We start from the raw sequence: 14,086 nt of genomic DNA on the forward strand, positions 1-14,086 counted from the left end.
GCTGCAGTGAAGGACGCCTTCGGCATCCCCCAGTCCCTTCTCGTCCTCGGCGGTACGTCCGAGATCGCGCTCGCCACCGCGCGTCGTCTCGTCGCCCGCCGCACCCGCACGGTCTGGCTGGCCGGCCGCCCCTCCCCCGCCCTGGACGGGGCGGCCGAGCAGCTGCGCGACCTCGGCGCCGAGGTGCGCACCGTCGCCTTCGACGCACTCGATCCCGAGTCCCACGAGGCGGCGCTCGGCAAGGTCTTCGCCGAGGGCGACGTCGACCTGGTGCTGCTCGCCTTCGGCATCCTGGGCGACCAGGCCCACGACGAGCGCGAGCCGCTGAACGCCGTGCGGGTGGCGCAGACCAACTACACCGGGGCGGTCTCGGCCGGGCTGGTCAGCGCCCGTGCCCTCCAGGCCCAGGGCCACGGCTCCCTGGTGGTGCTCTCCTCCGTGGCCGGTGAGCGGGCCCGCCGCGCCAACTTCATCTACGGCTCCAGCAAGGCCGGCCTGGACGCCTTCGCCCAGGGCCTCGGCGACGCGCTGCACGGCACCGGCGTGCACGTCATGGTCGTGCGCCCCGGGTTCGTACGGTCGCGGATGACCGCGGGGCTGGAGGAGGCGCCGCTGGCCACGACGCCCGAGGCGGTCGCCACGGCGATCGAGCTGGGGCTGCGGCGGCGCTCGGAGACGGTGTGGGTGCCCGGCGCGCTGCGGGTGGTGATGTCGGCGCTGCGGCACCTGCCGCGGGCGGTGTTCCGGCGGCTGCCGGTCTGAGCGGGGCTACCGGGCGGGCAGGGAACCGCTCTCCACGCGTCCCGTCTGCGGGGGCACCGTGGCGCTGCCGAAGGGGAACTCCCGCAGCTTGCGCCACACCCCGTCGGCGCCCTGCTCGTAGAGCGCGAAGCCGGTGCAGGGCCACTGGGCCTCGTAGTCGGACAGCTCCTCGTAGGCGCGGTCCATCGCCGCCTCCTCGATGCCGTGCGCCACGGTGACGTGCGGGTGGTACGGGAACTGGAGTTCGCGGGGGACCGGCCCGGAGGCGTCCCGGACGCGCTTCTGCAGCCAGGAGCAGGCCGCGGCGCCCTCGACCACCTGGACGTAGACCACCGGCGACAGCGGGCGGAAGGTCCCGGTGCCGGACAGCCGCATCGGGAAGGGCCGGCCGCGCGCCGCGACCTCCGCGAGATGGGCCTCGATCGCGGGCAGCGCGGCGCCGTCGACCTCGGTCGGCGGCAGCAGGGTGACGTGCGTGGGGATACCGTGAGCAGCGGCGTCGCCGAAGCCCGCGCGCAGCTGCTGGAGCTGGCTGCCGTGAGGCTCCGGGACCGCGATCGACACGCCGATCGTTACGGTCCCCACGTCGTCTCCTGTCGTTCCGTGTCACTGGTGGTGTGTCGCGGTGTCGGACACCCGGCTATCGACTGTACGGCCACGGCCGTGCCCTGGGCAGGCGCAACCGGAGTGATGTGCAGCGCTGTGACGGCGTACCGGGGCGCACGGGTGTACTGGGACCCGTACTGGGGTGCGGGGCCGTGCTCAGTGCTTGGCGGGCAGGAAGCCCACCATGTCGTAGGTCCGGGCGAGGGTCTCCGCGGCGACGGCGCGCGCCTTCTCCGCGCCCTTGGCCAGGATCGAGTCCAGCGTCTCCGGGTCGTCGAGGTACTGCTGGGTGCGCTCCCGGAAGGGGGTCACGAACTCGACCATGACCTCGGCGAGGTCCGTCTTGAGCGCGCCGTAGCCCTTGCCGACGTACTTCTCCTCCAGCTCGGCGACGCCCGCGCCGGTGAGCACCGAGTAGATGGAGAGCAGGTTGCTGACGCCCGGCTTCTCCGCCGGGTCGAAGCGGATCACGGTGTCCGTGTCGGTGACCGCGCTTTTGACCTTCTTCGCGGTGGCCTTGGGCTCGTCCAGGAGGTTGATCAGGCCCTTCGGCGTCGACGCCGACTTGCTCATCTTGATCGACGGGTCCTGGAGGTCGTAGATCTTCGCCGTCTCCTTGAGGATGTACGGGGAGGGGACGGTGAAGGCCTCGCCGAAGCGGCCGTTGAAGCGCTCGGCCAGGTCGCGGGTCAGCTCGATGTGCTGGCGCTGGTCCTCGCCGACCGGGACCTCGTTGGCCTGGTAGAGCAGGATGTCCGCGACCTGGAGGACGGGGTACGTGAACAGGCCGACGGAGGCGCGCTCGGCGCCCTGCTTGGCGGACTTGTCCTTGAACTGGGTCATGCGGCTCGCCTCGCCGAAGCCGGTGAGGCAGTTCATGACCCAGGCGAGCTGGGCGTGCTCGGGGACGTGGCTCTGGACGAAGAGCGTGCAGCGGTCCGGGTCCAGACCGGCGGCCAGCAACTGGGCGACGGCGAGCCGGGTGTTGGCGCGCAGCTCCTTCGGGTCCTGCGGCACCGTGATCGCGTGCAGGTCGACGACCATGTAGAACGCGTCGTGGGTCTCCTGCAGCGCCACCCACTGGCGGACGGCGCCGAGGTAGTTGCCGAGGTGGAACGAGCCTGCGGTGGGCTGGATTCCGGAGAGCACGCGGGGTCGGTCAGTCGCCATGCGCACCATTCTCTCAGGTTCCACCCGTGGCTCGTTCCCCTGGTCGCGGCCGTCAGCCGAGGTCGATCTCCGGGTACAGCGGGAAGCCCGCCACCAGGTCGGTCGCCCGGCGGGAGATCTCGTCGGCGGTCTTCGCGTCGAGGACGTGGGAGGCCTTGGAGGGGGCGCCGGACTTGGTGGTGCCGGCCTCGGCGGCGGTCAGGACGCGGTCGATCAGGCCCGCGACCTCCTCCATCTCCGCCGTGCCGAGGCCCCGCGTGGTCAGTGCCGGGGTGCCGATCCGGATGCCGGAGGTGTACCAGGCGCCGTTCGGGTCGGCCGGGATCGCGTTGCGGTTGGTGACGATGCCGGAGTCGAGGAGGGCGGCCTCGGCCTGGCGTCCGGTGAGGCCGTAGGAGGACGCCACGTCGATCAGGTTCAGGTGGTTGTCGGTGCCGCCGGTGACCAGGGTGGCGCCGCGCTTCATCAGGCCCTCGGCGAGGGCGCGGGCGTTGTCGACGATGCGCTGGGCGTAGTCCTGGAACGCGGGCCGGCGGGCCTCGGCGAGGGCGACGGCCTTGGCGGCCATGACGTGCGGGAGCGGGCCGCCGAGGACCATCGGGCAGCCGCGGTCGACCTGGTCCTTGAGGGAGTCGTCGCACAGGACCATGCCGCCGCGCGGGCCGCGCAGCGACTTGTGGGTGGTCGTCGTCACGATCTGGGCGTGCGGGACCGGGTCGAAGTCGCCGGTGAGGACCTTGCCCGCGACGAGACCGGCGAAGTGCGCCATGTCGACCATGAGGGTCGCGCCGACCTCGTCGGCGATCTCGCGCATGATCCGGAAGTTCACCAGCCGGGGGTAGGCGGAGTACCCGGCGACGATGATCAGCGGCTTGAACTCGCGGGCCGAGGCGCGCAGAGCCTCGTAGTCGATGAGGCCGGTCGCCGGGTCGGTGCCGTAGGAGCGCTGGTCGAACATCTTGCCGGAGATGTTGGGGCGGAAGCCGTGGGTGAGGTGGCCGCCGGCGTCGAGGGACATGCCGAGCATGCGCTGGTTGCCGAAGGCGCGGCGCAGCTCGGCCCAGTCGGCGTCGGTCAGGTCGTTGACCTGGCGGGCGCCGGTCTTCTCCAGGAAGGGCACCTCGACGCGGGCACCGAGGACGGCCCAGAAGGCGACGAGGTTGGCGTCGATGCCGGAGTGCGGCTGGACGTAGGCGTGCCGGGCGCCGAAGAGCTCGCGGGCGTGCTCGGCGGCCAGCGACTCGACGGTGTCGACGTTGCGGCAGCCGGCGTAGAAGCGGCGGCCGACGGTGCCCTCGGCGTACTTGTCGCTGAGCCAGTTGCCCATGGTCAGCAGGGTGGCCGGGGAGGCGTAGTTCTCCGAGGCGATCAGCTTGAGCATCTCGCGCTGGTCGGCGACCTCCTGGCCGATCGCGTCGGCCACGCGCGGCTCGACGGCGCGGATGACGTCGAGGGCGGCTCGGTAGGCGGTGGACTCGGGGGTGCGCTCTGCGGACATGGGGGCCTCCGGACGTTGTGTGCAGCGTTCACGGTACGGACGGCCCAGGCGCACGGCACTCGTTGCTCGGGCCGCTCCCCGATGGTTGGTCCATCCCAGCGCGCCAGTCACGGCCCGGGGCAAGGCTACCGGAAGGCGTCCGCCGGGGTGCCGTGCGGAGCCGCACCGGGCCGCTCGCCGGGCACGGGTGCGGCGGATCGCCGTGGACGGCGCCTCGACGGCGTCGACCGGGCCGGTGACCCGGCGGTCACCGGCCGGGGGACCCCTACGGCAGCGCCCGGCACAGCGCGTCCAGCGCCCCCGCCCAGGCGTGGTCGGGCGGGGTGCCGTAGCCGACCACGAGGGCGTCCAACGGGGGGACGGCCGCCTCGGGGTGCCGGAAGGTGGACATGCCGTGCACCGCCAGCCCGTGCCAGGCGGCGGCCCGGACGACCTGCTGCTCGGTGCCCGGCGGCAGCCGCAGGACGGCGTGCAGTCCCGCGGCGATGCCGGTGACCCGCACCTCGGGGGCGCGCTCGGCGAGGGCGGCGACCAGGGCGTCGCGGCGGCGACGGTAGCGCAGCCGGGCGGCCCGCACGTGCCGGTCGTAGTCCCCGGAGCCGAGGAACTCCGCGAGGGTCAGCTGGTCGAGGACGCCCGGGGTACGGCCGGCCATGGCGTCCATGGTCTCCTCGACGAGCGACGCGGGCAGCACCAGCCAGCCCAGGCGCAGTGCGGGGGCGAGGGACTTGCTGGCGGTGCCCAGGTAGACGACGCGGTCGGGGTCCAGTCCCTGGAGGGCGCCGACGGGCTGGCGGTCGTAGCGCAGCTCGCCGTCGTAGTCGTCCTCCAGGACCAGGCCGCCGGTGGCGCGGGCCCAGTCGATCAGTGCCGTGCGGCGCTCCGGGAGCAGCGGCATGCCCAGCGGGAACTGGTGGGAGGGCGTCAGCAGCACGGCCCGGGCGGTGATCCGCTCGTCCGGGAGGCGGGTGCCGCGGTCGTCGAAGGGCAGCGGCGGCACGGCGAAGCCCGCGCGCCCGAGCAGCCGGCGGTGGTGGGGCAGGCCGTAGGACTCGACCGCGAGGGAGCGCGCTCCCCGGCGGTGCAGCAGGTCGGCGAGGACACCCAGTCCGCCGAGGAAGCCGGAGCAGACGACGATCCGGTCGGGGTCGGCGCGCACGCCCCGGGCGCGGGAGAGGTAGCCGGCGAGCGCGGTGCGCAGCTCGACGCGGCCGCGGGGGTCGCCGTAGCCGAGGGCCCGGTCGGGTGCGGCGGTCAGGGCGCGGCGGGCCGCCCGCAGCCACCGGGTGCGGGGGAACGACGCGAGTTCGGGGGTGCCGGGGACGAGGTCGTAGGCGGGCGGGGCGGGGTCCCGGCGGTGCGGGGCGGGGCGGGTGGGGGCGGGGCGGTGGCGGGGCGCGGCCGGTGTCCGTTCGGCGACCCGGGTGCCGGATCCCTGGCGGGCGGTGAGCCAGCCCTCGGCGACCAGGTCGGCGTAGACCTCGGCCACGGTGTTGCGTGCCACGCCCAGGTCGCCGGCGAGGGAGCGGGAGGAGGGCAGCCGGGTGCCGGGAGCCAGCCTGCCGCCGCGGACGGCCTCGCGCAGGGCGTCGGTGAGACCGCGGCGCAGCCCGGGCCCGGAGCGGTCGAGGTGCAGGTCGACGCCGAAAGTGGCCCACGGTTTCCCCATGGGAATGGACCATACTCCTGGGCTGCCCCGCTTCTAGTCTCGAAGGCATGACGACGAACACGACGCAGACGACGCACACGGCGGGTACGGCCGCCGCTCCCGACTCCTTCGCTCCCGAGCAGGCCCCCCGGCTGGAGTGGGCCAAGCACGCCCCCGAGGTCTGGAAGGCGATGCTGCGGCTGGAGAAGGCCGCGGGCCAGGGGCTGGACCCCAAGGTGAAGGAACTGGTGAAGATCCGCGCCTCCCAGCTCAACCACTGCGCGTTCTGCCTCGACATGCACTCCAAGGACGCGCTGGCGGCCGGTGAGAGCGTGGAGCGGATCGTGCAGCTCGCCGCATGGGAGGAGTCGCGGCACTTCTACACGGAGCGGGAGCTCGCCGCGATCGAGCTGACCGAGGCGGTCACCGTGCTCACGGACGGGTTCGTGCCGGACGACGTGTACGAGCGGGCCGCGAAGTTCTTCGACGAGACGGAGATGGCCCACCTGATCGCCGCGATCACGGTGATCAACGCCTGGAACCGCTTCGGTGTGACGTGCCGGCTGACGCCGGGGCACTACACGCCGGGCCAGTACGCGTGACGGCCCGCACCACCTTCCTGGCCGACGGCGTCCGCTCCGCACTGCGGGAACTGGGTGCCGCCGCCAAGCGGGGCCTGGGCGACCCGGCCCTCGCCGAGCTGGTGCAGATCCGCGCCTCGCAGCTCAACCGCTGCGCGTTCTGTCTGGACCTGCACCTCGGCATCGCCCGGAAGCAGGGGGTGGGTGAACGGCAGCTCGGTCTGCTGGACGCCTGGGAGGAGGCCGAGGAGGTCTTCGACGCCCGGGAGCGGGCCGCGCTGGCGCTCACCGAGGCGGTGACCGTGCTGACTGGGGGCACCTCCCGGACGAAGTCCGGGGGAGGCTTCGTGCCGGACGAGGTGTACGAGGAGGCCTCCCGGCACTTCGACGCCGCCGCGCTAGCCCACCTGCTGGGGCTGATCGCCGCGATCAACAGCTGGAACCGGCTGATGGTCGGCCGGCGCATCCCGCCCGGCAGCGACGACTGGTGAGCGACCCCGGCCCCGGTCCGCCGCGGGGGGCGGGCCCGGGGCCGGGTCGCTCGGGTGCCGTCAGGGAAGCCAGCGCTTCCAGACGGAGTCGTGGCTGTCCACCCACTTCCTCGCCGCCTCGTCGGGCCGCATCTTCTGTTCGGCGATCATCAGGGAGACCTGGTTCTGGTCCTCGGTGGTCCACCTGAACCTCTTCAGGAACTCCGCCGCGCTGCCGCCGTCCTTCGCGAAGTCGGCGTTGAGGTACTTCTGCAGCGGGGTCACCGGGTAGGCGCAGTCGACCTTCTCGGGGTCGGCGTCGCAGCCCTCCTTGTACGGGGGCAGCTTCACCTCCGTCATCGGCACCTTCTCGAACAGCCACTGGGGGGTGTACCAGTAGGTCAGGAAGGGCTTCTTCTCCTTGGCGAACTGCTGGATCTGGGTGATCTGGGCGGCCTCGGAGCCGGCGAAGACGACCTGGTAGTCCAGGTCCAGGTTGTCCACCAGGGCCTTGTCGTTGGTGACGTAGGACGGGGAGCCGTCCAGCAGCTGGCCCTTGCCGCCGCTCTCCGCGGTGCGCATGAGGTCGGCGTACTTGTCGAGGTTCTTCCAGTCGGTGACGTCCGGGTGCTTCTGCGCGAAGTACGTCGGGACGAACCAGCCGATGTGCCCGGTGACGCCGAGGTCGCCGCCGGGGGCGATGGTCCGCTTGTCCCGGACGTAGCGCTGTTCCTGCTCGGGGTGGCCCCAGTCCTCCAGGATGGCGTCGACGCGGCCCTGGCTGAGCGCGTCCCAGGCGGGGACCTCGTCGACCTGGACGGTGTCGACGCGGTAGCCGAGTTCGTGCTCCAGCAGGTACTGGGCGACGGCCACGTTGGCCTGGGCGCCGACCCAGGACTGCACGGACAGGGTGACCGTCCTCGCGCCCTGCGCGTTCGCGAACGGGGACGCCTGCCGGGTCATGTCGGCGGCGCCGCAGCCGGTGGCCAGCACCAGCACGGTGGCGGCAGCCGTGATCCGCTTGCGGGACATCTCAGGCCCCCTTCTTCGTACGTCGTTCGGACGGCTGGGTGACCCGGTCGAGCATCAGGCCGAGGCAGACGATCGCCGCGCCGGCCACCAGGCCGGTCGCCAGGTCGCCCTGGGCCAGGCCGAAGACGACCTGGTAGCCGAGCGCCCCGCCGCCGACCAGGCCGCCGATGATGACGACGGCGAGGACCAGGACGACGCCCTGGTTGACGGCGAGCAGCAGCGACCGGCGGGCCAGCGGGAGCTGCACCTGCCGCAGTTGCTGTCCGCTGGTGGCGCCGAGCGAGCGGGCCGACTCCATCGCGGCCGGGTCGACCTGGCGCAGCCCCTGGGCGGTGATGCGGACGACGGCCGGGAGGGCGTAGACGACCGCGGCGGCCACGGCGGGGGCGCGCCCGACGCCGAAGAGGGCGACGACCGGGATCAGGTAGACGAACTGCGGCATGGTCTGGAAGACGTCCAGTACGGGTCGCAGCAGGCGTTCGAAGCGGTCGCTGCGGGCGGCGGCGATGCCCGCGGCGAAACCGACGACCAGTGTCACGGCGACGGCCGCCAGGACCTGGGAGAGCGTGTCCAGGGACGGCTTCCACACGCCGAGCACGCCGATCGCGGCCATGGCGAGGACGGCGGTGAGCGCCGTGCGCCAGGTGCCGATCAGCCAGGCGAGGGCGGCGACGACCAGCAGGACGGACCACCAGGGCAGCCACTGGAGGCCGTCCCGGAGCGGGTTGAGGACCCAGCTGGTGAAGTGCGCGGCCCAGTCGGCGGTGCCGCCGACGACGGGTACCCCGGAGTACAGGTGGGCGGTCATCCAGTCGACGGCCCGGTTGACGGGCTCGGCGATGTCCACCTCCCAGGCCTCGGGCCAGTCCAGGAACCCGGCGACCCGTCCGGCGACCGCGACGGCCGTGGCGGCGACGAGGACGTACAGCCAGGTCAGCGGGGACGTGCCGGACCCGCCGAGCCGCTCCCCCGCCGCGCCGGTCACGCGGTCCAGGACGACGGCGAGCAGCACGATCGGGATGCCCGCCGCGAGGGCGGCGCCGACGTCGACCGAGGCCAGCGCCTGGTAGACGCGGTCGCCGAGGCCGCCGGCGCCGATGACGGAGGCGATGACCGCCATGGAGAGCGCCATCATGATCGTCTGGTTGACGCCGAGGAGGAGGTCCTTGCGGGCCAGCGGGATGCGGGCGGTCAGCAGCCGCTGGCGGGCGGTGGTGCCGAGGGACTCGACGGCCTCCAGGACCTCCTGGTCGGCGGCGCGCAGGCCGAGCGAGGTGAGCCGTGCCATGGGCGGTGCGGCGTAGACGACGGTGGCGAGGACCGCGGCGGGCACGCCGATGCCGAAGACCAGGACGACGGGGAGGAGGTAGGCGAAGGCGGGCAGCACCTGCATGGTGTCGAGCACCGGGCGCAGCAGGCGGTCCATCCGGTCGGACAGGCCGGCGGCGAGGCCCAGCAGGGCGCCCACGGCGACCGACGCGAGGACGGCGACGACCATCAGGGCCAGGGTCTGCATGGTCGGCACCCACATGCCGAGCAGACCGCAGGCCAGGAACGCGGCGGCGGTGCCCAACGCGAGGCGCACGCCGGCGACGCGCCAGGCGACCAGGGCGCCGATCGCGGTGACCCCGGCCCAGCCGACGGCGAGGAGGGCGAGGTACACGGCGCGTACGGCGATGACGACGACGTTGCTGACGTGGCCGAGGAAGTGGAGGAACAGCGGGTGGCTGTCGCGGTGGTCGATGATCCAGTCGCTGGCCTCGCCGAGCGGTCCGGAGACGTCGACGGTGAGGGCGTCCGGCCAGGTGGCTCCGCCCCACCGGGCGACGGCGAGGGGGACCAGGACGGCGGCGGCGAGCGCGAGGACCAGCAGCTTGCGGACGGCCGGGCGGCCGAGGACGCCGGGGAGCGCGGGGCGGGCGGCGGGGGCGGTGGCCGTTGCCATCAGACCGCCTCCTTGCGCTGGTCCGCCTCCCCGACGGGGTCCGGGCCCGGGGCATCAGCCTCCCCGGGGCGTTCCGTGCCCGCCACGACGCCGAGCAGCGCGTCCGCGTCGACCACGCCGAGGCAGCGTCCGGCGTCCATGACGCGGGCCGGGGTGCCGGCCCGGGCGACGGCCTCGATGGCCTCCGACACGGTGGCGTCGGGCCGGAGCGCCGGACCGTTCCCGGCCTCGTCGGCGGAGGCGGCGGGGCGCATGGCCGTCCGGACGGTGAGCACCTGCTCGCGCGGGACGTCGCGGACGAACGCCCGGACGTAGTCGTCGGCGGGTGAGCCGACGATCTCCTCGGGGGTGCCGAGCTGCACCACGCGGCCGTCGCGCATCAGGGCGATGCGGTCGCCCAGCTTGAGCGCTTCCTGGAGGTCGTGGGTGATGAAGACCATCGTGCGGCCCTCCTCGCGGTGCAGCCGGACGACCTCCTCCTGCATGTCCCGCCGGATCAGCGGGTCGAGCGCGCTGAACGGCTCGTCGAAGAGCAGCACCTCGGGGTCGACGGCGAGGGCGCGGGCCAGGCCGACGCGCTGCCGCTGACCGCCGGAGAGCTGGCCGGGGCGGCGGTGCTCCAGGCCCTCCAGGCCGACCTTGGCGACGACGGCGGCGGCGCGCTCGCGGCGTTCGGCGCGCCCCACGCCCTGGACCTCCAGGCCGTAGGCCACGTTGTCGAGGACCGTGCGGTGCGGGAGCAGGCCGAAGTGCTGGAAGACCATCGCGGCGCGGTGGCGGCGCAGGGCGCGCAGCCGGGACCGGTCCATGGCGCGGACGTCCTCGCCGTCGATGGCGATGGAGCCCGCGGTCGGCTCGATCAGCCGGGTCAGACAGCGCACCAGCGTGGACTTGCCGGAGCCGGACAGGCCCATGACGACGAAGACCTCGCCCTTGCGCACGTCGAAGGAGACGTCCGCCACGGCGGCCGTGCAGCCGGTGCGGGACCGCAGCTCGGCCGGGCTCAGGGCGGCCAGTTCCGGGTCGGCGGGGACGCGGGCGGCCTTGGGGCCGAAGACCTTCCACAGGCCCTCGACGGCGAAGACCGGGGGACGCTCGGCGGCGGTGTCGTTGACGGTCGTGGTCATCGGTGGTCACCACCGATCAGCTCGACGGCGCGCTCCCCGACCATGAGCACGCCGATCATCGGGTTCACGGCGGGCATGGTCGGGAACACGGAGGCGTCGGCGACGCGCAGGCCGCTCAGTCCGCGCACGCGCAGCTCGGGGTCGACGACGGCCTGCTCGTCGGTGGCGGCGCCCATCCGGCAGGTGCCCGCCGGGTGGTAGACGGTGTGGGCGACCTTGCGGGCGTACTCGCTCAGCTCCTCGTCGCCCGTGACGTCCGGGCCGGGGCAGACCTCGCGCTTGAGCCAGCCGGCCAGCGGTTCGGACGCGGCGACCTCGCGGGCGATGCGGATGCCGTCGACGAGGGTGCGGCCGTCGTGGTCGTCCTCGTCGGTGAAGTAGCGGAAGTCCAGGGCCGGCTTGACCTGGGGGTCGGCGCTGGTGAGGTAGAGGCGGCCGCGGCTCTTCGGCTTGGGGATGTTCGGCGTCATGGAGACGCCGTGCGCCGGGCGTTCGTAGCCGAGGCGCTCCGGGTTGTCCGTGAACGGGATCTGGTAGAAGTGGAACATCAGGTCGGGGCCCGCGTGTTCGGGGTCGCGGCGCACGAACAGGCCGGCGTCGGAGTCCATCGCGGAGTTGTCCGGGATGGGGCCGTGGGTCTCCCACACGATCACCGACTCGGGGTGGTCGAGCAGGTTCTCGCCGACGCCGGGCAGGTCGAGCGCCACGGGTATGCCGAGGGCTTCGAGGTCCTCGCGGGGCCCGATGCCGGAGTGCAGCAGCAGGCGCGGCGAGTCGACCGCGCCGGCGCACAGCACGACCTCGTTGCGGGCCCGGACGAGGATCTCCTCGCCGTCCTTGGTGCGCACGTGCACGCCTTCGGCGCGGGTGCCGTCCAGCTCCAGCCGGTACGCCCAGGTCTCCAGCATGAGGGTGAGGTTGGGGCGTTCGTCCATCACCGGGTGCAGGTACGCCACCGAGGCCGAGGACCGCTTGTTGTCCTCGGGGTGGTAGGCGAGGTCGAAGAAGCCGACGCCCTCGGTGAACGGCTTCTTGTTGAAGCCCTCGATCCTCGGGACCTCCAGCGCCTTCCGCGCGGCGTCGACGAAGTCGCGGGCGATGGCGTTGCGGTCCTTCTCGTCGACCGGGACGATGTTGTTCTTCAGCCGCGCGTAGTACGCCTCCATCGGCACCGCGCCCCAGCCCTCGGCACCGGCGGCCTCCCACTCGTCCCAGTCGGACGGCAGCGGCTTGAAGGCGATGAGGGTGTTGTGCGAGGAGCAGCCGCCGAGGACCCGGGCGCGGCTGTGCCGGATGTGCGAGTTGCCGCGTGGCTGCTCGGTGGTCGGGTAGTCGTAGTCCAGCTCGCCGCCGAGCAGGCCCATCCAGCGGCGCAGGGTCAGCACGTCGTCGCGGCCGACGTCGCTGGGGCCGCCCTCGATGACGGCGACGGTGACGTCCGGGTTCTCGGTGAGGCGGGAGGCGATCACCGAGCCCGCCGTGCCGCCGCCGATGACGACGTAGTCGTAGACATGGGTGGTCTCTGGCATGGAGGTACTCCAGTGGGGCGAGCGGATGGTGCGGGGGCGCGGAGGGTGCGGGGAGCGGGTGCGGTCAGCCGGCGAACCAGCGGACGGGCTCGGGGGCGAGGTTCTGGTAGACGTGCTTGCTCTCGCGGTACTCGGCGAGGCCCGCGGGGCCCAGTTCGCGGCCGACTCCGCTCTTGCCGAAGCCGCCCCACTCGGCCTGCGGCAGGTAGGGGTGGAAGTCGTTGATCCAGACGGTGCCGTGCCGCAGCCGGCCGGCGACCCGGCGGGCCCGTCCCGCGTCGGCGGTCCAGACGGCACCGGCCAGACCGTACTCGGTGTCGTTGGCGAGGGCTACCGCCTCGTCCTCCGTGCGGAAGGTCTCGACGGTGAGGACCGGCCCGAAGACCTCCTCCCGTACGACCCGCATCCCGCGGTGGCAGTGGTCGAGGACGGTCGGCTCGTAGAAGTAGCCGCTCTCCGGCCGCTGGGGTGAGGGCGCGGGACGCTTGCCGCCGCAGCGCAGTTCGGCGCCCTCGGCGAGGGCGGAGGCGACGAGGTCCTCGGTCCTGGCGCGCTGCTGCTCGGAGACGAGCGGTCCGCACTCGACGCCTTCCTCCGTACCGCGGCCGAGGCGGATCCGCTCGGCGCGGCGGGCGAGTTCGGTGACGAAGCGTTCGCGGACCGACTCCTCGACGATCAGGCGGCCGCCCGCCGAGCAGACCTGCCCGCTGTGGACGAAGGCGGCGTTGAGGGCCTGGTCGACGGCGGTGTCGAAGCCCTCCTCGGTCGCGCAGGCGTCGGCGAACACCACGTTGGGGTTCTTGCCGCCCAGTTCGAGGGCGACCTTCTTGACGGTGACGGCGGCGGCCTGGGCGACCTTGGTGCCGCTGACCAGGCCGCCGGTGAAGGAGACCAGGTCGACGCCGGGGTGCTCGGCGAGCCGGGCGCCGACCGTGTGGCCGGGGCCGGTGACGAGGTTGGCGACGCCGGTGGGGAGGCCGGCCTCGACCAGCAGGTCGATCAGGGCGACGGTGGTGAGCGGGGTGATCTCGCTGGGCTTGATCACGAAGGTGTTGCCGGCGGCGAGCGCCGGAGCGATCTTCCAGCTGGCCTGGAGCAGGGGATAGTTCCAGGGCGTGATCATCGCGCAGACGCCGACCGGTTCGTGCACGACGACGCTGTGGATATCGGGCGAGCCGGCGTCGACGACCCGGCCGGGGGCCTCGCCGGCGACCAGGTCCGCGAAGTAGCGGAAGGCGTCGGCGACGCAGTCGATGTCGACCCGCCCCTCCTCCACCGTCTTGCCCGCGTCGCGGCTCTCCAGCAGGCCGAGCCGCTCGCGGTCGCGCACCAGGAGGTCGGCCACGCGGCGCAGCAGGGCGGCGCGGGCGGCGACCGGGGTGTGCGGCCACTCCCCCTCGTCGAAGGCGCGCCGGGCGGCGGCCACCGCGAGGTCGGCGTCCTGCTCGTCACCCTCCGCGACCACGGCGAAGGGCAGGCCGTCCGCGGGGTCGAGGATCTCGCGGGTGCCGCCCGAGACGGCCGCCCGCCACTCGCCATCGGCGTGGATCGTCTCGCGTGCCTGAGGTTCCGTACTGTCCGCCATGATCGATGAATGCCTTCCGTTCCTGTTCAGCGCCCGTGAGTCACATGCGTGTCGCCCACGGGACCGGGGGCTCATGCCCTCGGGCTCCGCATGCATGCGGATCCCGGGCCGGAAGTGTGCCGAGTCACTGAAC

Annotated in this window: 12 protein-coding genes and 1 riboswitch; of the genes, 3 read left to right on the plus strand and 9 right to left on the minus strand. The window is 73.3% G+C overall.

The window, feature by feature from the left end; translation table 11 throughout:
• Nucleotides 1–6 precede the first annotated feature (6 nt).
• The gene (locus tag ACZ6EG_RS13995) at nucleotides 7–762 is read left to right on the plus strand and encodes a decaprenylphospho-beta-D-erythro-pentofuranosid-2-ulose 2-reductase (RefSeq protein WP_391969862.1); all 756 of its coding nucleotides are present in this window, start codon (nucleotides 7–9) and stop codon (nucleotides 760–762) included.
• 6 nt (nucleotides 763–768) lie between these two features.
• Here the strand turns inward: ACZ6EG_RS13995 and ACZ6EG_RS14000 are convergent, their stop codons facing one another.
• From ACZ6EG_RS14000 to pdxR, 4 genes are all read right to left on the minus strand, one after another.
• Nucleotides 769–1,347, minus strand: coding sequence for a 2'-5' RNA ligase family protein (locus ACZ6EG_RS14000; protein WP_391969863.1), 579 nt, complete (start codon nucleotides 1,345–1,347; stop codon nucleotides 769–771).
• A gap of 177 nt (nucleotides 1,348–1,524) precedes the next feature.
• Nucleotides 1,525–2,538 (minus strand): tryptophan--tRNA ligase, encoded by a 1,014-nt coding sequence (gene trpS / locus ACZ6EG_RS14005; protein WP_391969864.1) that lies wholly within the window; start codon nucleotides 2,536–2,538, stop codon nucleotides 1,525–1,527.
• Between the two features lie 52 nt (nucleotides 2,539–2,590).
• A complete protein-coding gene (locus ACZ6EG_RS14010) occupies nucleotides 2,591–4,036 on the minus strand; it encodes a glycine hydroxymethyltransferase (protein WP_469604443.1) in 1,446 nt (481 codons plus the stop codon).
• 35 nt (nucleotides 4,037–4,071) lie between these two features.
• Nucleotides 4,072–4,157: riboswitch (ZMP/ZTP riboswitch) on the minus strand.
• A gap of 144 nt (nucleotides 4,158–4,301) precedes the next feature.
• On the minus strand, nucleotides 4,302–5,705 hold the full coding sequence (gene pdxR, locus ACZ6EG_RS14015) for a MocR-like pyridoxine biosynthesis transcription factor PdxR (protein WP_469604445.1): 1,404 nt from the start codon (nucleotides 5,703–5,705) through the stop codon (nucleotides 4,302–4,304).
• 47 nt (nucleotides 5,706–5,752) lie between these two features.
• Here pdxR and ACZ6EG_RS14020 point away from each other — a divergent pair, with 47 nt between their 5' ends.
• Together ACZ6EG_RS14020 and ACZ6EG_RS14025 are read left to right on the plus strand one after the other, a co-directional pair.
• Nucleotides 5,753–6,286 carry a carboxymuconolactone decarboxylase family protein gene (locus ACZ6EG_RS14020; protein WP_391969867.1) on the plus strand — a complete coding sequence of 178 codons (534 nt, stop codon included), beginning with the start codon at nucleotides 5,753–5,755 and terminating at the stop codon, nucleotides 6,284–6,286.
• A complete protein-coding gene (locus ACZ6EG_RS14025; protein WP_469604448.1) occupies nucleotides 6,283–6,756 on the plus strand; it encodes a carboxymuconolactone decarboxylase family protein in 474 nt (157 codons plus the stop codon). Before ACZ6EG_RS14020 ends, ACZ6EG_RS14025 begins: the two co-directional genes overlap by 4 nt.
• Nucleotides 6,757–6,816: 60 nt before the next feature.
• On the opposite strand, the gene ACZ6EG_RS14030 is transcribed toward ACZ6EG_RS14025, so the two are convergent.
• The 5 genes from ACZ6EG_RS14030 to ACZ6EG_RS14050 form a co-directional block, all read right to left on the minus strand.
• Nucleotides 6,817–7,767 carry an ABC transporter substrate-binding protein gene (locus ACZ6EG_RS14030; RefSeq protein WP_469604451.1) on the minus strand — a complete coding sequence of 317 codons (951 nt, stop codon included), beginning with the start codon at nucleotides 7,765–7,767 and terminating at the stop codon, nucleotides 6,817–6,819.
• Between the two features lies 1 nt (nucleotide 7,768).
• Nucleotides 7,769–9,712: an ABC transporter permease gene (locus tag ACZ6EG_RS14035; RefSeq protein WP_469604454.1), complete on the minus strand. Its 1,944-nt coding sequence runs from the start codon at nucleotides 9,710–9,712 to the stop codon at nucleotides 7,769–7,771.
• Nucleotides 9,712–10,839, minus strand: a complete 1,128-nt coding sequence (locus ACZ6EG_RS14040; RefSeq protein ID WP_391969871.1) for a quaternary amine ABC transporter ATP-binding protein — start codon at nucleotides 10,837–10,839, stop codon at nucleotides 9,712–9,714. The genes ACZ6EG_RS14035 and ACZ6EG_RS14040 overlap by 1 nt, the downstream gene beginning before the upstream one ends.
• Entirely contained in the window at nucleotides 10,836–12,368 is a 1,533-nt protein-coding gene (locus ACZ6EG_RS14045) for a GMC family oxidoreductase (protein ID WP_469604457.1), read from the minus strand. Before ACZ6EG_RS14045 ends, ACZ6EG_RS14040 begins: the two co-directional genes overlap by 4 nt.
• A 64-nt stretch (nucleotides 12,369–12,432) precedes the next feature.
• A complete protein-coding gene (locus ACZ6EG_RS14050; protein WP_391969873.1) occupies nucleotides 12,433–13,953 on the minus strand; it encodes an aldehyde dehydrogenase family protein in 1,521 nt (506 codons plus the stop codon).
• Nucleotides 13,954–14,086: the final 133 nt, after the last annotated feature.

The organism is Streptomyces sp. NPDC041968, assembly GCF_055589025.1.

Bases quoted from the DNA above. Each gene is read 5' to 3' on its own strand.
- trpS (WP_391969864.1), bottom strand. From the start codon at position 2,538: ATGGCGACTGACCGACCCCGCGTGCTCTCCGGAATCCAGCCCACCGCA.
- ACZ6EG_RS14010 (WP_469604443.1), bottom strand. From the start codon at position 4,036: ATGTCCGCAGAGCGCACCCCCGAGTCCACCGCCTACCGAGCCGCCCTC.
- pdxR (WP_469604445.1), bottom strand. From the start codon at position 5,705: ATGGGGAAACCGTGGGCCACTTTCGGCGTCGACCTGCACCTCGACCGC.
- ACZ6EG_RS14020 (WP_391969867.1), top strand. From the start codon at position 5,753: ATGACGACGAACACGACGCAGACGACGCACACGGCGGGTACGGCCGCC.
- ACZ6EG_RS14030 (WP_469604451.1), bottom strand. From the start codon at position 7,767: ATGTCCCGCAAGCGGATCACGGCTGCCGCCACCGTGCTGGTGCTGGCC.
- ACZ6EG_RS14035 (WP_469604454.1), bottom strand. From the start codon at position 9,712: ATGGCAACGGCCACCGCCCCCGCCGCCCGCCCCGCGCTCCCCGGCGTC.
- ACZ6EG_RS14040 (WP_391969871.1), bottom strand. From the start codon at position 10,839: ATGACCACGACCGTCAACGACACCGCCGCCGAGCGTCCCCCGGTCTTC.
- ACZ6EG_RS14045 (WP_469604457.1), bottom strand. From the start codon at position 12,368: ATGCCAGAGACCACCCATGTCTACGACTACGTCGTCATCGGCGGCGGC.
- ACZ6EG_RS14050 (WP_391969873.1), bottom strand. From the start codon at position 13,953: ATGGCGGACAGTACGGAACCTCAGGCACGCGAGACGATCCACGCCGAT.